This window comes from Pantoea sp. ANP04 (assembly GCF_041982285.1).
GTDB classification, from domain to species: Bacteria; Pseudomonadota; Gammaproteobacteria; order Enterobacterales; family Enterobacteriaceae; genus Pantoea; species Pantoea eucalypti.
In genome coordinates, this window is the sequence record NZ_JAUTYS010000003.1 from 132,365 (window position 1) to 151,046 (window position 18,682).

Consider the following 18,682-nt stretch of genomic DNA (forward strand, 5'->3'; position numbering starts at 1 on the left):
AACTTAAGTCCTTATTTCTGCACCACGATATTTTCTTGTGAAGGATCAACGTGCTGCAGCTGCAGCTTCTCGGTGGCGATGCGTTCAACACGGCTGTGATCGCCCAGCGCATTCTCTTCCAGAATCAGGTTGCGCCACTCGATATCCAGCGCGTCACGCTCCAGCACCAGCTGTTCACGCTGTGCCGTTAACAGTCGTGTTTTATGCGTGGTGGTGACCACCAGCACGGCAGAAACCACGACAGCGATCAGCAACAGCACCGGAATCTTGCCCTTTCGCAGCAGATCCCCGCCGATAACGGCAGGCAGACTGTGACGCTCGTTACCGATCATGCGTCGGTTTTCTCCGCGATACGTAAAACCGAGCTGCGCGCGCGTGGGTTCTCAGAGACTTCAGCGTCACCCGGCGACATTTTGCCGAGCAACTTCAGTTCACGGCCACCCAGGGCTCGCAGCTGATGTTCAGTCATCGGTATTCCGGCCGGCACCTGTGGTCCACGACTCTGATCGCGCATAAAGCGCTTAACCAGCCGATCTTCCAGTGAATGGAAGCTGATCACAGAGAGACGGCCCTGCGGTGCGAGTACCTGAACCGCGCCTTTCAGTGCGATATCGATCTCTTCCAGTTCACTGTTAATCCAGATGCGAATGGCCTGGAAGCTGCGTGTAGCCGGATGTTTAAACTTATCTTTCACTGGCATAGCGATGGAGATGACTTCAGCCAGTTCACGGGTGCGGGTCATCGGCTGCTCGCGATTGCGCTCGACAATGGCCCGGGCAATACGTTTAGCGAATCGCTCTTCACCGTAAGTCTTCAGGACGAAAGCGATATCTGCCTCTTCCGCGTGCAGCAACCATTCTGCGGCTGAGTGACCACGCGACGGGTCCATTCGCATGTCCAGCGGTCCGTCACGCATAAAGGAGAAGCCGCGTTCAGCGTCATCCAGTTGCGGCGATGAAACCCCCAGGTCCAGCAAAATCCCGTCAATTTTTCCGACCAGATCCCGTTCAGAAACATACTCTGCCAGCGCAGAAAAAGGGCCATGAATAATTGAAAAACGCGGGTCGGTAATCTCAGCAGCAGCGGCGATAGCTTGCGGATCACGATCGATGGCGATCAGTTTTCCCTTCTCTCCCAGTTGCGAAAGAATCAGGCGTGAGTGGCCACCACGACCAAATGTGCCGTCGATGTAAATACCGTCTTCCCTGATATTGAGGCCGTTAACCGCCTCATCCAACAGCACGGTGGTATGTTTGAAATTTTCCTGCATAGCTATAGCGACAAGTCCTGCAACCGCTCAGATAAAGGTTCCTGAGCCGACTGTTCTGCGTCAATATCGTCCCTGACTTGTTGATACCAGGTCTGTTCATCCCACAGCTCAAACTTATTGAACTGTCCAACCAGCATCACTTCTTTGGTTAATTTTGCGTGCTGCCGAAGCGTATTCGCCAGCAGCAGGCGGCCTGCATTGTCCATCTGACATTCACTGGCATGTCCCAGCAGCAAACGCTGCACGCGGCGCTCAAGTGGATTCATACTGGAAAGGCGTGCCAGCTTTTTTTCAATGATTTCCCATTCGGGCAGGGTGTAAAGCAACAGGCATGGCTGGTGGAGGTCGATGGTACAGACCATCTGCCCCTGAGACTCCCCAATCAGCAATTCGCGATATCGCGTGGGTACGGCGAGCCGCCCTTTGCTGTCGAGATTGACTAACGTTGCTCCGCGGAACATGCCAGTCTCTTCTCCTCATCACCCATTTACGCCACTTTATCCCACTTTTTACCACGAAACGAGTTTAAGGATCCCATGAAATCCTTGTCAAGCCGGAGCGGCAGTTGAACATCACTCTTTACAAGGCGCAAAATTAAAGTCTGGCGACGATATAATCGAATAAAAGGAGAAACTAAAAATTAAGCCAATGAATAACTGAATAAAAAAAATGGCTTGGGGAAAAAAGACTAAAAATGAAACAATGTAAAGGGTTAAATATTTATCCTGATTTCTGAGACAGCGGCGGCATTTTAGGGGATTTCTGAATGGAAGCCCAGCGGCTTCAGGGCAGACGGGAAAGAAGGTTTGTTGAAGTTGTAAGCAAATAATAGGTATCGGGCTTTCTGCTTTGTTAGATTTGATGAGCAGAATTTACCCTTTTTTACGTCGACCTGTTTATTTAATCAGTAAATCGCGAAATAAAAGGGGCAGTATAATACTGCCCGTTACTCATTTAACTCTTCGGCTTAATTGTCCGCGACGGTATAAATTACGCCGGATACGGGTTAAGCCTGGTTTTGGTTTTCGGGGTTCGTCCAGTGAGGCTAAAACTAATTCCAGCACGCGCTCTGCCACGTCACGATGACGCTGACCAACGGCCAGGACCGGACACTCAAGAAAGTCCAGTAATTCGTGGTCGCCAAAGGTGGCAATCGCCAGCTCCGTCGGCAGGCGGCCGTTTCGTTTCAGCGTCACATCCATCACACCCTGCAGCAGCCCAAAAGAGGTGGTGAAAAGCGCCTCTGGCATCGGATGATCTTCAAGGTATTTCTCAAACAGTGCAGCAGCAGCAGTGCGTTCGAAGCTGTTGCAGTAGATATAATCAATCGGACGGGGATCGTCTTTCCAGGCATCGCGGAAACCCATTTCGCGCAGGAAGCTCACTGACAGTTCGGGTAACGCACCGAGGAACAGCACATTTTTAACGTCGAGCTGACGCAGTTCAGCAGCCAGTGTCTGGGCATCGTCCTGATCGGCCCCGACGACACTGGTAAAATGTTCACGATCCAGCGCACGGTCCAGCGCAATTATTGGCAGAGAATCGTTGATCCAGCGCTGATAAAAGGGATGCTCTGGCGGTAATGAGGTGGAAACGATAATTGCATCGACCTGGCGCTGCAGCAGATGTTCAATGCAGCGCATCTCGTTTTCAGGCTGATCTTCAGAACAGGCGATCAGAAGCTGATAGCCGCGCTGACGTGCCTGTCGCTCAAGATAGTTTGCAATACGCGTATAACTGGTATTTTCCAGATCAGGGATCACTAACCCAATTGATCGCGTACGCCCGGCGCGCAGCCCCGCAGCCACCGCATTAGGGTGATAATTATGTTCACGTACCACTGCCATGACTTTTTCAACGGTCTTGTCGCTGACACGATACTGCCGCGCTTTGCCGTTGATCACATAACTGGCCGTGGTGCGCGACACGCCTGCCAAACGCGCAATTTCATCCAGTTTCACAATAACCCCACCATCAAATCCGCTTTTACGGCAGAAATAGCCGCAGTTAAGCTATGGATAACTCATGTCTATCATCTAACAGCAGAAAAGTGCGCGGAGCAACCGCTTTTCTGAATGTAATCCGCCTGGCGCATAAAAAATAAAAAAACCCGGCATTTCGCCGGGTTAGGTGAGGATTGATGATGACGCAGCGTGATTAACGCATGATGCGATCGCCGCGTGAAACGCCGACGATACCGGAGCGCGCCACTTCAACAATTTCAGCGACATCGCGGACGGTGCTCAGGAAGGCGTCCAGTTTGTCGCTGGTGCCTGCCAGCTGAACCGTGTACAGCGTCGGCGTTACATCGATGATCTGACCACGGAAGATCTCGGCGTTACGCTTCACCTCTTCGCGACCATAACCACTGGCCTGAATCTTCACCAGCATGATTTCGCGCTCAACATAGGCGCCCTGCCCCAGCTCGGTGACGCGCAGGACATCCACCAGCTTGTGCAGTTGCTTTTCAATCTGCTCCAGTACCTTCTGATCGCCCACCGTCTGAATGGTCATCCGCGACAGTGTGGGATCGTCGGTTGGCGCCACGGTCAGGCTTTCAATGTTATAGCCGCGCTGTGAGAACAGGCCGACGACACGGGATAATGCGCCGGATTCGTTCTCCAGCAGAACTGATAAAATACGACGCATAATTATGTCCTCTCCGTTTTGCTCAACCACATCTCATCCATGCTGCCACCGCGAATCTGCATTGGGTAGACATGTTCGCTACCGTCAACGGTGACATCCACAAAGACCAGACGCCCCTTCGCCAGGGTTTCCAGCGCCAGCGTCAGCTTCTCTTCCAGCTCAGCCGGATGCTCAATCGCGATCCCGACGTGACCGTAGGCTTCCGCCAGACGCACGAAGTCAGGCAGCGATTCCATATAAGACTGGGAGTGGCGACCCGAGTAGATCATATCCTGCCACTGTTTCACCATGCCCAGCACCCGGTTATTCAGGTTCAGTACCAGCACCGGCAGATCGTACTGCAATGCTGTTGAAAGCTCCTGAATATTCATCTGGATACTGCCATCGCCCGTTACGCAGATGACGGTCTCTTCCGGCAGCGCCATTTTCACACCCAGCGCCGCGGGCAGGCCAAAGCCCATGGTGCCCAGACCGCCAGAGTTGATCCAGCGGCGCGGTTTATCGAAAGGATAATAGAGCGCAGCAAACATCTGGTGCTGACCTACATCTGACGTGACATAGGCATCGCCTTTGGTCAGCCGGCTGATGGTTTCAATCACGGCCTGCGGCTTAATTTTGTCGCTGGTGCGATCAAATTCCAGACAGTGACGACTGCGCCAGCCTTCAATCTCCTGCCACCAGTCGTGCAGGCTTTCAGCACGTGATGGCGTGTCGCTTTGCGTCAGTAACTCCAGCATCTGCTGCAGCACCTGTTTTGCATCGCCGACAATCGGGATATCCGCCGACACCGTTTTGGAAATAGAGGTCGGGTCGATATCGATGTGCATCACCGTGGCATTGGGACAATATTTCGCCAGATTGTTGGTGGTGCGATCATCAAAGCGAACACCGATCCCAAAAATCAGGTCGGTGTTGTGCATCGTCATATTAGCTTCATAGGTGCCGTGCATACCCAGCATGCCGACACACTGACGATGGGTGCCAGGAAACGCGCCCAGGCCCATCAGCGAGGTCGTCACCGGAATATTCAGGCTTTCTGCCAGCTGTAACAGCTCCGCTTCACAGCCTGCAGTAATGGCACCGCCACCCGCATAGATCACCGGCTTCTTCGCCGCCAGCAATGTTGTCAGCGCGCGCTTAATCTGCCCTTTATGACCCTGAATAGTGGGATTGTAAGAGCGCATGCTCACTGACTCCGGCCAGTGATAAGGCAATTTGTTCGCCGGGTTCAGGATATCTTTTGGCAGGTCAATCACCACGGGTCCCGGACGGCCGCTGGAGGCCAGCCAGAATGCCTTTTTCAGCACGCTTGGGATCTCTTCGGTGTTTTTCACCAGGAAGCTGTGCTTCACCACCGGACGAGAGATGCCGACCATGTCGCATTCCTGAAAGGCGTCATAGCCAATCAGCGACGACGGAACCTGACCCGACAGAATCACCAGCGGAATCGAGTCCATATAGGCGGTGGCGATACCGGTAATCGCATTGGTTGCACCAGGTCCGGAGGTGACCAGCACCACGCCGACTTCACCCGTCGCGCGCGCCAGGCCATCAGCCATATGCACCGCACCCTGCTCATGGCGCACCAGAATGTGATCGATACCTCCGACGGTTTGCAGCGCATCATAGATATCTAAGACTGCGCCACCCGGATAACCGAATACCTGCTTCACGCCCTGATCGATTAACGAACGGACGACCATTTCGGCTCCTGACAACATCTCCATCTTCTGCCTCCAGGCTTGCGGACCCGGCTCTGTGAATGCGCCCGTTTATGCGTATCACGTTGCCCCGGTGCCTGCTTTGCCAATCAAAATCTTATGTTTATGCACGACAGCGGAAACGTCAGCCGCTGTCCGGTTACAGAGAAATCTGTTGCGTTTATTTTTCTGAGAGTAGGTCGATTACCATAACCGCAGTTACACGGGCAGGCAAACCGCAAACCCGCGTAAATTAAAAGGCAGGGACGTAAAGCCTCTGGCCGATAAGAATTGGCTACGCGGATTAAACTAATTACGCGGCAGAACCGCAGAGGAAAATGCTGGGTATGAAATTATTTTCAGCGTGATCTAAGAAATAACGAAAACTTATTACCGGCTGCAATAGCCCACTATCGTCTGACATTTTTCTTTTCTGGCGTAATTAACCAGGAAATCACTAAAGCACATTGGATTATGCTAAGCAGCAGGTGATAAATGCTGTGTTCCCGCATAACACCATGCAAACAAAATACTTATAATTCAATTAAATAGAATTTAAATCGCGCCCCAGCGCCCCGCATTCCCGCGCTGATTGCGTCCACAGTGAGGGTCGCGCTGTTCATTACGCTGCCTGACCGATAAATAACAGAATATCTTCCTCTGGCGCCCAGGAGAATACCCCTGCATTGAAGGTTGACATCCCTGAGTGATTCCAGTACCAATATGTACAGCACAACATTTTATAAGGTTTGAATCCATGTTTCGTTCTGTTCGCCTTCTCGGTCTACTACTAAACGCACTCAGCTTGCGCGGTAGACTTGTGGGCGGAATCAAACACTGATTCAAACCTGCTGAAAGTTAAAAACCCGCGCCTGTCGCGGGTTTTTTTATGCTCGTTGCCAGGCCAGAAAAAGCATAAGGATGAATACGATGAGCCAGCAAGTCATTATTTTCGATACCACTCTGCGCGACGGTGAGCAGGCATTACAGGCCAGCCTGAGTGTGAAAGAAAAATTGCAGATTGCGTTAGCGCTGGAGCGCATGGGCGTGGATGTGATGGAAGTCGGTTTCCCGGTCTCCTCACCGGGCGACTTTGAATCTGTACAGACCATTGCGCGTACCATCAAAAACAGCCGCGTCTGCGGACTGGCGCGCTGTGTAGAAAAAGATATCGACGCAGCTTATGAGTCACTGCGCGTTGCCGAAGCCTTCCGTATTCATACCTTCATCGCCACTTCCCCAATGCACATCGCAACCAAACTGCGCAGCACGCTGCCAGAAGTGATTGAGCGTGCGGTACATATGGTGAAGCGTGCGCGTAACTACACCAGTGACGTTGAGTTCTCCTGTGAAGATGGCGGCCGTACCCCGATTGATGACCTGTGCCGTATGGTGGAAGCCACGATTAACGCCGGTGCGACCACCATCAACATCCCGGATACCGTTGGCTACACCCTGCCAGGCGAATATGCGCACATCATCAGTGAACTGATGAACCGCGTTCCTAACATCGATAAAGCGATTATCTCTGTGCATACCCACGATGACCTGGGTATGGCATCCGGTAATGCCCTGGCTGCCGTCCAGGCAGGCGCGCGTCAGGTTGAAGGCACGATGAATGGTCTGGGTGAACGTGCCGGTAACTGTGCGCTGGAAGAGGTGATCATGGCGATTAAAACCCGCCAGCAGATTATGAACGTACACACCAATATCAATCATCAGGAAATTTACCGTACCAGCCAGATGGTCAGCCAGATCTGCAACATGCCGATCCCAGCGAATAAAGCCGTGGTCGGCTCCAATGCTTTCGCCCACTCTTCCGGTATTCATCAGGATGGCGTGCTGAAGAATCGCGAGAACTACGAAATCCTGACGCCGGAATCGATCGGCTTACATAAAATTCAGCTCAATCTGACTTCTCGTTCAGGCCGTGCGGCGGTAAAACATCGTATGGAAGAGATGGGCTATGCCGAGCAGGATTACAATCTGGATACGCTGTATGACGCTTTCCTGAAGCTGGCCGACAAAAAGGGGCAGGTTTTCGATTACGACCTGGAAGCGCTGGCCTTCATCAACAAACAGAATGAAGAGCCGGAGCATTTCCAGTTGCACGAATTTAACGTCCAGACCGGTTCCAGCATGACTGCCACCGCCTCGGTTAATCTGGGTTGCGGCGATGTTGCTAAATCTGATGCGGCTACCGGTAACGGCCCGGTTGACGCGGTTTACCAGGCGATTAACCGCATTACCCAGTTTGACGCTGAGCTGGTTAACTACAAACTGACCGCTAAAGGCCACGGCGAGAATGCGCTGGGCCAGGTCGATATCGTCGTAAGCTACAACGGCCGCAAATTCCACGGAATTGGTCTGGCGACCGATATTGTGGAGTCCTCCGCTAAAGCGATGGTCAACGCCCTGAACAATATCTGGCGTGCCCGTCAGGTTGAACAAGAATTGCAGCGCAAATTTAAAGACCAGAAGGAAACCGTATAACCATGTCCAGTTCATCTCATATCGCAGTTTTACCCGGTGATGGTATCGGCCCGGAAGTGATGGCGCAGGCGATGAAGGTGCTTGATGCCATTCGTCAGCGCTTTGATATGCAGATCACTACTCAGGAATATGCGGTCGGCGGCATCGCTATCGATCAGCATGGAGAGCCTCTGCCACCGGCAACGGTTGCAGGCTGCGAGCAGGCCGACGCGATCCTGTTTGGTTCCGTTGGCGGTCCGAAGTGGGAGCACTTACCGCCCGCATCACAGCCGGAGCGCGGTGCGCTACTGCCGCTGCGCAAACATTTTAAGCTGTTCAGTAACCTGCGTCCGGCGGCGCTCTACAGCGGTCTGGAAGCATTTTGCCCGTTGCGCGCCGACATCGCAGCTAAAGGCTTCGACATTCTGTGCGTGCGTGAACTGACTGGCGGCATCTATTTTGGTCAGCCAAAAGGACGTGAAGGCAGCGGCCCGGAAGAGCGTGCTTTTGATACCGAGGTCTATCACCGTTTCGAAATCGAGCGCATTGCCCGTATCGCGTTTGAATCGGCGCGCAAACGTCGCAACAAAGTCACCTCGGTTGATAAAGCTAACGTGCTGCAGACCTCGGTGATGTGGCGCGAAATCGTCAACGAAGTGGCTAAAGAGTACCCTGACGTGCAACTGAGCCACATCTACATCGACAACGCGACCATGCAGTTGATCAAAGACCCGTCGCAGTTTGACGTGCTGCTCTGCTCCAACCTGTTTGGTGACATTCTGTCTGATGAGTGTGCCATGATCACCGGCTCGATGGGTATGCTGCCGTCAGCCAGCCTGAATGAAGCGGGCTTTGGCCTGTTCGAACCGGCGGGGGGATCAGCGCCGGATATCGCCGGACAGAATATTGCCAACCCGGTCGCCCAGATTCTGTCGCTGTCATTGCTGCTGCGTTACAGCCTGAATGCCGATGCGGCAGCCGACAGTATCGAACGCGCCATCAGTCGTGCACTGGAACAGGGCTACCGCACCAAAGATTTAGCCGGTGATGGCCCAGCGGTCAGCACAGATGAGATGGGCAGCATCATTGCCCGCTTTATCGCCGAGGAAAAATAAAAAAATGAAAACCTTATACCAGAAGTTATTTGATGCACATGTCGTCCACGAAGCGCCAAACGAAACGCCGTTACTCTACATCGATCGTCACCTGATCCATGAAGTGACCTCGCCCCAGGCCTTTGATGGCCTGCGCGCACACGGACGTAAAGTCCGTCAGCCGGGCAAAACCTTTGCCACGATGGATCACAACGTCTCTACCCAGACCAAAGATATCAATGCGTCGGGCGAGATGGCGCGTATTCAGATGCAGGAGCTGATGAAGAACTGCGAAGAATTTGGCGTACAGCTGTATGACCTGAATCACCCATTCCAGGGCATCGTCCACGTTATCGGTCCTGAGCAGGGTATGACGCTGCCGGGCATGACCATTGTGTGCGGCGACTCGCACACCGCCACCCACGGCGCGTTCGGCTCGCTGGCGTTTGGTATCGGCACCTCTGAAGTGGAACATGTATTTGCCACTCAGACCCTGAAACAGGGTCGGGCGAAAACCATGAAGATTGAAGTACTGGGCCAGGCGTCCACCGGCATTACCGCCAAAGATATCGTGCTGGCGATCATCGGTAAAACCGGCAGCGCAGGCGGTACTGGTTATGTGGTTGAATTCTGCGGCCCGGCCATTCAGGCGCTGAGCATGGAAGGTCGTATGACCCTGTGCAACATGGCGATTGAGATGGGCGCGAAAGCGGGCCTGGTAGCACCGGATGACACTACTTTCAACTACCTGAAAGGTCGTCAGTTCTCCCCACAGGGCGAGAAATGGGAGCAGGCCGTTGAATACTGGCGCACCCTGAAATCTGATGAAGGCGCGAAGTATGATGCGGTAGTGACGCTGCATGCTGAAGAGATTGCACCGCAGGTCACCTGGGGCACCAACCCGGGCCAGGTGATTGCCGTTGATCAGTTGATCCCGAACCCGGCCTCATTCGCCGATCCGGTTGAGCGCGCCTCAGCGGAAAAAGCGCTGGCCTACATGAACCTGCAGCCGGGCATTAAACTGACCGATGTTGCGATTGATAAAGTGTTTATCGGCTCCTGCACCAACTCACGTATTGAAGATCTGCGTGCCGCCGCCGCTATCGCCAAAGGCCGCAAAGTCGCGCCTGGCGTGGTCGCGATGGTGGTGCCGGGTTCCGGCCCGGTCAAAGCGCAGGCTGAAGCGGAAGGTCTGGATAAAATCTTCCTGGAAGCGGGCTTTGAATGGCGTCTGCCTGGCTGCTCAATGTGCCTGGCGATGAACAATGACCGCCTGAATCCGGGCGAGCGTTGCGCATCTACCAGCAACCGTAACTTTGAAGGCCGTCAGGGCCGTGGTGGACGTACCCATCTGGTCAGCCCGGCGATGGCCGCGGCGGCTGCCGTGACCGGCCACTTTGCCGACATCCGTGAACTGACGACAGGAGCTTAAGTCATGGCGAATAAATTTACTCAGCACACTGGCATTGTTGCACCGCTGGATGCCGCGAACGTCGATACGGACGCGATCATTCCCAAGCAGTTTTTGCAGAAGGTGACCCGTACCGGTTTCGGTCAGCATCTGTTCCATGACTGGCGCTTTGAAGATGACGCTGGTACGGTGCCGACGCCTGGCTTTGTGCTGAATAAGCCGGAGTTTAAAGGCACCAGCATCCTGCTGGCGCGCGAAAACTTTGGCTGCGGCTCCTCACGTGAGCATGCCCCGTGGGCGCTGACCGATTTCGGTTTCCACGTGGTGATTGCGCCGAGCTTCGCGGATATCTTTTACGGCAACAGTTTCAACAACCAGCTGTTGCCGGTGAAATTAAGCGAAGAGGAAGTGGATGAGCTGTTCAGACTGGTAGCGGCCCAGCCAGGCATCAGCTTCACAGTCGATCTGGAAGCACAGACGGTGACGGCAGGCGACAAAGTCTATTCGTTTGAACTCGATAGCTTCCGTCGCCACTGCATGATTAATGGCCTCGACAGCATCGGCCTGACCCTGCAGCATGAAGCGTCGATTTCGCAGTATGAGCAGAATCAGCCCGCCTTCCTGCGCTGATTGCGTTAAAGCAGGGCGACATTCCGTCGCCCTGCTTCTTTATACGTCGCGCACCCGCGCCGACATCACCAGCGCCACTATTGCCAGCCCGAATGCCAGCCAGTAAACCGCCTCATGTCCCAGCCGCTCACTCAGCGTCCCCTGAATAACACCCGCCAGAATCATGCCGGTCGAAATCGAATTGGTGAACATCGTGGTCGCCGCACCCGGCCGTCCTGGCATCAGATCCTGGAACCACAACATCCCTATGCCAGCAATAATCCCGACAAACACCGCGTTAAACAGCTGCAACACCATCAGCGAGGTGCGGGAATTGAACAGCACCAGCCCCAGATAAAACAGGACACCCGCCGCCACCGCGATCAACATTAACCGCCGCTTGCCGATGCGGCGCGCATAATGACCCGCCAGCAGCATCACCGGGATTTCCAGCCCTGCCGCCGTTCCCATCAGAAGACCAGCCAGCTTCTCCGGCAGACCCAGCGTGGTGCTGATATAGAGCGGCATATCAATGATATACATGGTGTTGCAGGTCCACATCGCCACCGAGGCGAGGAACAGCAAACGCACATCGCGATCGCGCCAGCCGCTCAACGGCAGCCCGCCGCTTTGCATCAGTGGTTGCGAACGTGGCACCGACGGCAGGGTAAACCAGACCAGCAGAATGCAGAGCAGAAACAGCACCGCGGCCACCATAAACAGCGTCACAAAGCCGTAGTTCAGCGCCAGCGCGAACGATAACGGCGGCCCGATCACCCACGCCAGCGACAGTTGCGCACGCATCACAGAACTGAACATCACTGCTTCACGCGCCGACTGATCGGCATACTCTCGTGCCAGCGCAAACAGCTGCGGCATAGAAACACTGGCCAGCGCTGACAGCAGTACACCCAGTGTCAGCAGAGTCAGATAGTCGCGGGTAAAGGCAAACAGTAGCGCATTCACCAGCGCCATCAGGCAGCAGAAAAGAATGATATGACGACGATCGCCGACGCTGTCTGAGCGCTTTGCCACCAGCATACTCACTACGATACCGGCCACCGCATTAATGGTGAAAAACAGCCCGACCCAGAAGGGCCGCGCCTGTACCTCGCGCGTCAGAAACAGGCTGAGCGTCGGTGCCTGCAGAGCACCCGCGATGCCCAGCATGAACGAGGCGACCATAAAAGCGAGGTAAACCGGGTTGATGCGGCGCTGCCGCGTTAACAGCGATTTCATTCGAAATCCCTTACAGAACAAACAGAGGGGAAAAAAGAAGGGTAGACGATACCGCGCAACATGAAAAAAGCCAGCAGAGATCATCTGCTGGCGGTGTAAATGCACCCTACTCAGAAAAGCACTCCGCTGAACAGCGAAGTGAGGGTCGAACGCCATTCACTGCTGAATGCCTCCCGCTCTTCCCATAGCGTAAAGTTTGCTCTTAAAATGGGGCAGGAAAAACAGAGCGCTTTTCACAGGGAGTTCCCCTTTTATGTCCTCATCACGTCTGAAGCAGCAGTTCATCCGCCTGTGGCAGAGTTGTCAGGGCCAGACGCAGGAGATTACGCTCAGCGAACTGGCTGATCTGCTGCACTGCTCGCGCCGCCATATGCGCAATCTGCTCAACCGGATGCAGGCCGCAGGCTGGCTGACCTGGCAGGCTGAAGCCGGACGCGGCAAGCGATCGCAGCTTATCTTCTGCTACACGGGCCTGGCCCTGCAGCAGCAGCGTGCCGAGGATTTGCTGGAACAGGATCGCATCGATCAGCTGGTCCAGCTGGTAGGCGATAAAAACCAGGTGCGGCAGATGATCAGCGCGCACCTGGGGCGCAGTTTCCGGCAGGGCAAGCATATCCTGCGGGTGCTCTACTATCGTCCGCTGCTCAACCTTTTGCCCGGCTCGCCGCTGCGGCGCTCGGAAACCCACATTGCCCGACAGATTTTCAACGGTCTGACGCGGATAAATGAGGAAAACGGGGAAATCGAACCCGATATTGCGCACCACTGGCAGCAGACGTCTCCACTTCACTGGCGCTTCTTCCTGCGTCCGGCGATTCGCTTCCATCACGGCAGAGAACTGGAGATGGAGGATGTGCTCGCCACGCTGGAGCGTCAGCGCCCCCATCCGCTCTTTTCCCATATTGCGCAAATCGACTCACCTGCCCCCTGGACGCTGGATATCCGTTTAAGCCAGCCCGACGAGGGCTTGCCCTGGCTGCTGGGCAGCGTCAGTGCGATGATCCTGCCGCGCGAATGGCCGACGCTGCACGACTTTGCTCGCCAGCCAGTTGGCACCGGTCCTTACCGGGTGATCCGCAATCAGGAGAGCCAGCTGAAGATCGAAGCGTTTGATGACTACTTCGGTTTTCGCGCGCTGATTGATGATGTCTCTATCTGGGTACTGCCCGACATCAGCGATGAGCTGGTCTATGCGGGTGTCCGTCTGCAGGGCGGCAGCACCGATGAAGTTCAGGAGGAGAGCCGCCTTGAAGAGGGCTGCTACTATCTTTTGTTCGACCAGCGTTCAGAGCAGGGTCGCAACGAAGCGGTCCGGCGCTGGGTCAGCTACCTGTTTAACCCCATCGCCCTGCTCAATCACGCTGGTGTCGGCTATCAGCGCTACTGGTTTCCGGCGTATGGTCTGCTGCCACGCTGGCATCATCGCCGTGACCTGACGCCAGTAGAAAAACCGCCCGACTTAACCCATCTGACGCTGACCTGGTACAGCCAGCACGTGGAGCATGAAGGCATCGCGAATGCGCTGCGTCCGCTGCTGGCAGAGCATGGCGTCACGCTGGAGACCCGTGAGATCAGCTACGAAAGCTGGTATCAGGGCGAAACGGAGAGTGATATCTGGTTGGGAAGCGTGAACTTTACCCTGCCGCTGAATTATTCGCTGTTCGCACAGCTTTATGAGATCCCGCTGCTGCATCACTGCCTTGCTATCGACTGGCACGGCGATGCGGCCCGCTGGCGCGAGAAAGCGCTGCCGCTGGCCGAATGGAGCAAACAGCTGGTCGACGAAGCCGGCCTGCATCCGCTGTTTCATCACTGGCTGTTGCTTGAAGGGCAGCGCAGTATGCGCGGCGTCCGGATGAATACGCTGGGCTGGTTTGATTTTAAATCGGCCTGGTTCGCCCCACCCGCGCTGTGACGCTTTCGCCCCGGCGCTGAAATGACTAGAATGTGACGTTCTCAACGGGGTGCGGCCTGCCACAAGCAAGCCGCTGAGAGAGACCCGTCGAACCTGATTCGGTTAATACCGACGTAGGGATTTGAGAGGCCTCTGTGCTCAGATCCTTTGCGACTCATCCCCTATTCTCCTGAAGGAGCGCAAAGTGTTAAACAAAGTTCTGCCGGTGCTGCTGTTACTCTCCGCCCCCGTTCTGGCGGCTAAGCCGGTTCTCACGGTCTACACCTACGACTCCTTCTCCGCCGACTGGGGCCCTGGCCCGGCGGTTAAAAAAGCCTTTGAAGCACAGTGCGACTGCGAGCTGAAATTCGTCACGCTGGAAGATGGCGTGTCGCTGCTGAACCGCGTGCGGATGGAAGGCAAAAACAGTAAAGCCGATGTGGTGCTGGGGCTGGATAACAATCTGGTGCAGGCCGCGCAGAAAACCGGTCTGTTTGCCGAAAGTCAGGTCGACACATCGACATTAAAACTGCCCGATGGCTGGCACAGCACCACCTTCGTGCCGTTCGATTATGGCTACTTCGCGTTTGTTTATGACAAAACGCGGCTGAAAAATCCGCCAAAAAGCCTGAAAGAGCTGGTCGACAGCCCGGAGAAGTGGCGGGTGATCTACGAAGATCCCCGCACCAGCACGCCCGGCTTAGGTCTGCTGCTCTGGATGCAGAAAGTCTATGGCGATCAGGCTCCGCAGGCGTGGCAAAAGCTGGCGCAGAAAACCGTGACGGTCACCAAAGGCTGGAGTGAAGCCTATGGCCTGTTCCTCAAGGGCGAAGGCGATCTGGTGCTGAGCTACACCACCTCTCCGGCTTACCACATCATCGAAGAGAAGAAAGAGAATTACGCCGCTGCACCCTTTGCAGAGGGTCATTATCTGCAGGTCGAAGTTGCCGCGCAGCTAGCCAGCAGCAAACAGCCGGCGCTGGCACAGCAGTTTATGAAGTTTATGGTCTCACCTGACTTCCAGCGCACCATCCCCACCGGCAACTGGATGTACCCGGTGATCGATACGCCGCTGCCAGCAGGTTTCGCGGCGCTCAACGTGCCTTCCACCGCTCTGCAGTTCTCACCGGAAGAGGTGGCCAGCCAGCGTTCAGGCTGGATTAGCCAGTGGCAACGCGCCGTCAGCCGCTGATGCCGCGCTGGCTGATTCCCGGTTCGCTCGCCACGATATTGTTGACCATCGTGGCATTTATGGCGTTCGGTGCACTCTGGAGCGCCGCACCGGACACGGACTTACGTAGCGTGCTGCAGGATGACTATCTGCATCACGTTATCGCGTTCACTTTTGGTCAGGCACTGCTCTCCGCCCTGCTTTCGCTGCTGCCTGCGGTGCCGCTGGCGCGGGCGCTCTATCGACGCCGTTTTCCAGGTCGTCTGCTGCTGCTGCGCCTGTGCGCCATGACGCTGGTGCTGCCGGTGCTGGTCGCGGTGTTCGGTCTGCTGACCGTCTATGGTCGCAATGGCTGGCTGGCGCAGTTGTGCCAGCTGGCAGGGATGGGTTATCACTTCTCCCCGTATGGTCTGCCAGGCATCTTGCTGGCGCACGTCTTCTTTAACCTGCCGCTGGCGACCCGCCTGATGCTGCAGGCGCTGGAGAGTATTCCGGCGGAACAGCGTCAGCTGGCGGCACAGCTCGACCTGCGCGGCTGGCATCATTTTCGTCTGCTGGAGTGGCCATGGCTGCGGCGTCAGCTGTTGCCGACCGGTGCGCTGATCTTCATGCTCTGTTTCGCCAGCTTTGCCACCGTACTGTCACTCGGCGGCGGTCCGCAGGCCACCACCATTGAGCTGGCGATCTTCCAGGCGCTGAGTTATGACTACGATCCCGGACGCGCAGCGCTACTGGCGCTCATCCAGCTCGGCTGCTGTCTGACGCTTGTGCTGCTCAGCCAGCGTTTCAGCAAGGCGATTCCCGCCGGAACCAGTCAGCTGAACGGCTGGCGTGATCCGCAGGATTCGCGTGGAGCACAGCTGATGGATGCGCTGCTGATTCTGCTGGCGCTGATGCTGCTGCTGCCCCCGCTGGCGGCGGTCATCGTCGATGGTCTGCACGGCGGACTGCGTGGCGCGCTGGCGCAGCCTGCACTGTGGCAGGCCACCTTGACGTCATTGCGTATCGCCATCGGTGCCGGTCTGATCTGTGTGGTGCTGACCATGATGCTGCTGTGGAGCAGTCGGGAACTGCGTCTGCGCCAGCGTCCGGCGGCGGCACAGTTGATCGACACCAGCGGCATGCTGATTCTGGCGATGCCAGGCATTGTGCTCGCCACCGGCTTTTTCCTGCTGTTCAATGCCACTATTGGCCTGCCTGATTCGGCAGAAGGGCTGGTGATCTTTACCAATGCGCTGATCGCCATTCCCTATGCGCTGAAAGTACTGGAAAACCCGATGCGGGATGTCGCAGAGCGTTACGGCAGGCTCTGCGATTCGCTGGATATCCACGGCTGGAACCGGCTGCGGCTGATCGAGCTGCGGGCGCTGAAACGTCCGCTTGCCCAGGCGCTGGCCTTTGCCTGCGTACTGTCGATTGGTGATTTCGGCGTGGTGGCACTGTTTGGCAACGCTGACTTCCGCACACTGCCGTTCTACCTTTATCAGCAGATTGGTGCCTATCGCGGCGCAGATGGCGCGGTCACCGCCCTGCTATTACTGCTGCTCTGCTTATTGCTGTTCACGCTAATGGAAAAATTACCAGGCCGCCATGCTGACTCTTGATAACCTCACTTACCTTTATCAGCATCTGCCGATGCGCTTCAGCCTCAAGGCCACACGTGGCGAGCGCATCGCCATTCTCGGCCCCAGCGGAGCCGGGAAGAGCACCCTGCTGAGCCTGATTGCCGGTTTCCTGCCGGTGAAACAGGGCACCCTGATGATTGACGGGCAGGATCACACCCACAGCGTGCCAGCCAGACGACCGGTTTCGATGCTGTTTCAGGAGAACAACCTGTTTCCGCACCTCAGCGTACAGCAGAACATGGCGCTGGGGCTGCATCCGGGATTAAAACTCAGCGCTGAGCAGCGTCAGCAACTGGCTGCACTGGCCGATCAGGTGGGATTAGGCGATCTGCTAAACCGTTTGCCGGGCGAGCTGTCGGGCGGACAGCGACAGCGTGTGGCGCTGGCGCGCTGTCTGCTGCGTGATCGTCCGGTGCTGCTGCTGGATGAGCCTTTTTCTGCACTGGATCCCGCGTTGCGCGGCGAGATGCTGCAACTGGTGCGTTCAGTGTGCGAAGCGCGCAGCATTACACTGCTGATGGTGTCGCACAGTCTGGAAGATGCCCGGCAGATTGCGCCGCGCAGCGTAGTGATTGTGGATGGACGGGTTTACTGGGATGGCGAGACCCGACAGCTGCTGTCGGGTGACACGCGGGAGGCCGAGGTCCTCGGCATCCCGCGCCGTTAAGCGTTACGCGAAGAAAACCTGCCACAGCAGATGACGGAAAATCGGCATCATCGGATGGAACTGAATGCCGACAAACGCTGCGACGGCGATCACCAGCCCTAGCGGACCTGCCCAGCGCAAACGCTCCGGCGGCAGCCAGGCAGTCGCCCAGTCACGACTCTTGCCACTGCGCCACCAGCGCCAGCATAACCAGCCCCCGAGCCATATCAGCAGTGCTGCGCCAAGTAACAGCCATTTAAAGCTGCCGCCCTGCGCGGCTTTCGGCACATCGATCGCCACGCCTGCCAGAATACCAGGCAGCAGATAGAGCGGTGGCCAGAGGATGCAGCCGATAATGTTCGGCGGCAGAAATTTACGCACCGGCAGCTCCAGCATACCGGCCGCCAGCGGGATCAGCGGACGCGTAGGTCCCACAAAGCGCCCGACCAGAATCGTAAACATGCTGTGCTGATGCAGGGCGTGCTCGGTTTTATCCAGCAGGCCTTTGTACTTTTGCAGATACTTCCAGCGGTGCAGCGGCCCCTGGAATTTCCAGCCGATACCGTAAGAAACCCAGTCACCAATCAGGCAGCCCGCAAAACCCGCGGCCCAGGCCGGGTAAAGGCCCAGCTCGCCACTGCCGATCAGCGCGCCCAGGCTAGCCATCATCACTGTACCTGGCAGCAACAGGCCGACCAGCGCCAGCGACTCCAGAAACGTCACCAGCGCAACGGCAAACAGAGCCCATTCCAGAGACTGCGTAATCAGTTGTTGAATCCAGGCTTCCATAATCATCCTAAGTAAAAGCAGAAGGCTGGATTGTCCAGAGCCAGCCACACAGCGTCAAGGCAAGAATTGTAGGACAATGTTGACAAAACCGGTGACGAGAACTGTATAAATAT

Annotated in this window: 17 protein-coding genes and 1 riboswitch; of the genes, 9 read left to right on the forward strand and 8 right to left on the reverse strand. The window is 56.0% G+C overall.

Annotation, left to right across the window (positions count from 1 at the left end):
* Positions 1-11 precede the first annotated feature (11 nt).
* The 6 genes from ftsL to ilvI form a co-directional block, all read right to left on the reverse strand.
* Positions 12-332, reverse strand: a complete 321-nt coding sequence (ftsL, locus tag Q7C21_RS05445; RefSeq protein WP_003854764.1) for a cell division protein FtsL — start codon at positions 330-332, stop codon at positions 12-14.
* Positions 329-1,270, reverse strand: coding sequence for a 16S rRNA (cytosine(1402)-N(4))-methyltransferase RsmH (gene rsmH, locus Q7C21_RS05450; protein WP_003854766.1), 942 nt, complete (start codon positions 1,268-1,270; stop codon positions 329-331). The genes ftsL and rsmH overlap by 4 nt, the downstream gene beginning before the upstream one ends.
* Positions 1,271-1,272: 2 nt before the next feature.
* A complete protein-coding gene (mraZ, locus tag Q7C21_RS05455) occupies positions 1,273-1,731 on the reverse strand; it encodes a division/cell wall cluster transcriptional repressor MraZ (RefSeq protein WP_003854767.1) in 459 nt (152 codons plus the stop codon).
* Between the two features lie 489 nt (positions 1,732-2,220).
* On the reverse strand, positions 2,221-3,231 hold the full coding sequence (gene cra, locus Q7C21_RS05460) for a catabolite repressor/activator (RefSeq protein WP_003854769.1): 1,011 nt from the start codon (positions 3,229-3,231) through the stop codon (positions 2,221-2,223).
* Between the two features lie 196 nt (positions 3,232-3,427).
* A complete protein-coding gene (gene ilvN / locus Q7C21_RS05465) occupies positions 3,428-3,919 on the reverse strand; it encodes an acetolactate synthase small subunit (protein ID WP_003854770.1) in 492 nt (163 codons plus the stop codon).
* Between the two features lie 2 nt (positions 3,920-3,921).
* A complete protein-coding gene (gene ilvI / locus Q7C21_RS05470) occupies positions 3,922-5,646 on the reverse strand; it encodes an acetolactate synthase 3 large subunit (RefSeq protein WP_008925573.1) in 1,725 nt (574 codons plus the stop codon).
* 730 nt (positions 5,647-6,376) lie between these two features.
* Here ilvI and leuL point away from each other — a divergent pair.
* The 5 genes from leuL (at position 6,377) to leuD (ending at position 11,226) form a co-directional block, all read left to right on the forward strand.
* A complete protein-coding gene (gene leuL, locus Q7C21_RS05475) occupies positions 6,377-6,460 on the forward strand; it encodes a leu operon leader peptide (protein WP_099257765.1) in 84 nt (27 codons plus the stop codon).
* An 89-nt stretch (positions 6,461-6,549) separates the two neighbouring features.
* Positions 6,550-8,112, forward strand: coding sequence for a 2-isopropylmalate synthase (gene leuA, locus Q7C21_RS05480; RefSeq protein WP_003854773.1), 1,563 nt, complete (start codon positions 6,550-6,552; stop codon positions 8,110-8,112).
* 2 nt (positions 8,113-8,114) lie between these two features.
* Positions 8,115-9,206 carry a 3-isopropylmalate dehydrogenase gene (gene leuB, locus Q7C21_RS05485; RefSeq protein WP_003854775.1) on the forward strand — a complete coding sequence of 364 codons (1,092 nt, stop codon included), beginning with the start codon at positions 8,115-8,117 and terminating at the stop codon, positions 9,204-9,206.
* A gap of 4 nt (positions 9,207-9,210) precedes the next feature.
* Positions 9,211-10,617 (forward strand): 3-isopropylmalate dehydratase large subunit, encoded by a 1,407-nt coding sequence (gene leuC, locus Q7C21_RS05490; RefSeq protein WP_013356753.1) that lies wholly within the window; start codon positions 9,211-9,213, stop codon positions 10,615-10,617.
* A 3-nt stretch (positions 10,618-10,620) separates the two neighbouring features.
* Positions 10,621-11,226, forward strand: a complete 606-nt coding sequence (gene leuD, locus Q7C21_RS05495; protein WP_008925570.1) for a 3-isopropylmalate dehydratase small subunit — start codon at positions 10,621-10,623, stop codon at positions 11,224-11,226.
* A 39-nt stretch (positions 11,227-11,265) separates the two neighbouring features.
* On the opposite strand, the gene Q7C21_RS05500 is transcribed toward leuD, so the two are convergent.
* Positions 11,266-12,444: an MFS transporter gene (locus tag Q7C21_RS05500; RefSeq protein WP_003854780.1), complete on the reverse strand. Its 1,179-nt coding sequence runs from the start codon at positions 12,442-12,444 to the stop codon at positions 11,266-11,268.
* 253 nt (positions 12,445-12,697) lie between these two features.
* Between Q7C21_RS05500 and sgrR the strand changes: the two genes are divergently transcribed.
* From sgrR to thiQ, 4 genes are all read left to right on the forward strand, one after another.
* Positions 12,698-14,359, forward strand: coding sequence for an HTH-type transcriptional regulator SgrR (sgrR, locus tag Q7C21_RS05505; RefSeq protein ID WP_008925569.1), 1,662 nt, complete (start codon positions 12,698-12,700; stop codon positions 14,357-14,359).
* A 35-nt stretch (positions 14,360-14,394) separates the two neighbouring features.
* Positions 14,395-14,497: riboswitch (TPP riboswitch) on the forward strand.
* Between the two features lie 46 nt (positions 14,498-14,543).
* Complete coding sequence (thiB, locus tag Q7C21_RS05510; protein ID WP_008925568.1) at positions 14,544-15,530, forward strand: thiamine ABC transporter substrate binding subunit; 987 nt, start codon at positions 14,544-14,546, stop codon at positions 15,528-15,530.
* Positions 15,506-17,113, forward strand: a complete 1,608-nt coding sequence (thiP, locus tag Q7C21_RS05515; protein ID WP_033743114.1) for a thiamine/thiamine pyrophosphate ABC transporter permease ThiP — start codon at positions 15,506-15,508, stop codon at positions 17,111-17,113. Before thiB ends, thiP begins: the two co-directional genes overlap by 25 nt.
* Positions 17,100-17,801, forward strand: coding sequence for a thiamine ABC transporter ATP-binding protein ThiQ (gene thiQ, locus Q7C21_RS05520; protein WP_008925566.1), 702 nt, complete (start codon positions 17,100-17,102; stop codon positions 17,799-17,801). The genes thiP and thiQ overlap by 14 nt, the downstream gene beginning before the upstream one ends.
* Before the next feature lie 3 nt (positions 17,802-17,804).
* On the opposite strand, the gene Q7C21_RS05525 is transcribed toward thiQ, so the two are convergent.
* Entirely contained in the window at positions 17,805-18,569 is a 765-nt protein-coding gene (locus Q7C21_RS05525) for a DedA family protein (RefSeq protein ID WP_008925565.1), read from the reverse strand.
* Between the last annotated feature and the right edge of the window lie 113 nt (positions 18,570-18,682).

Excerpts from the sequence above, each read along its gene's own strand:
- leuB (WP_003854775.1), top strand. The coding sequence starts at position 8,115 with ATGTCCAGTTCATCTCATATCGCAGTTTTACCCGGTGATGGTATCGGC.
- sgrR (WP_008925569.1), top strand. The coding sequence starts at position 12,698 with ATGTCCTCATCACGTCTGAAGCAGCAGTTCATCCGCCTGTGGCAGAGT.
- Q7C21_RS05525 (WP_008925565.1), bottom strand. The coding sequence starts at position 18,569 with ATGGAAGCCTGGATTCAACAACTGATTACGCAGTCTCTGGAATGGGCT.
- leuA (WP_003854773.1), top strand. The coding sequence starts at position 6,550 with ATGAGCCAGCAAGTCATTATTTTCGATACCACTCTGCGCGACGGTGAG.
- rsmH (WP_003854766.1), bottom strand. The coding sequence starts at position 1,270 with ATGCAGGAAAATTTCAAACATACCACCGTGCTGTTGGATGAGGCGGTT.
- ftsL (WP_003854764.1), bottom strand. The coding sequence starts at position 332 with ATGATCGGTAACGAGCGTCACAGTCTGCCTGCCGTTATCGGCGGGGAT.
- mraZ (WP_003854767.1), bottom strand. The coding sequence starts at position 1,731 with ATGTTCCGCGGAGCAACGTTAGTCAATCTCGACAGCAAAGGGCGGCTC.
- leuL (WP_099257765.1), top strand. The coding sequence starts at position 6,377 with ATGTTTCGTTCTGTTCGCCTTCTCGGTCTACTACTAAACGCACTCAGC.
- leuD (WP_008925570.1), top strand. The coding sequence starts at position 10,621 with ATGGCGAATAAATTTACTCAGCACACTGGCATTGTTGCACCGCTGGAT.
- ilvN (WP_003854770.1), bottom strand. The coding sequence starts at position 3,919 with ATGCGTCGTATTTTATCAGTTCTGCTGGAGAACGAATCCGGCGCATTA.
- ilvI (WP_008925573.1), bottom strand. The coding sequence starts at position 5,646 with ATGGAGATGTTGTCAGGAGCCGAAATGGTCGTCCGTTCGTTAATCGAT.
- leuC (WP_013356753.1), top strand. The coding sequence starts at position 9,211 with ATGAAAACCTTATACCAGAAGTTATTTGATGCACATGTCGTCCACGAA.
- Q7C21_RS05500 (WP_003854780.1), bottom strand. The coding sequence starts at position 12,444 with ATGAAATCGCTGTTAACGCGGCAGCGCCGCATCAACCCGGTTTACCTC.
- thiQ (WP_008925566.1), top strand. The coding sequence starts at position 17,100 with ATGCTGACTCTTGATAACCTCACTTACCTTTATCAGCATCTGCCGATG.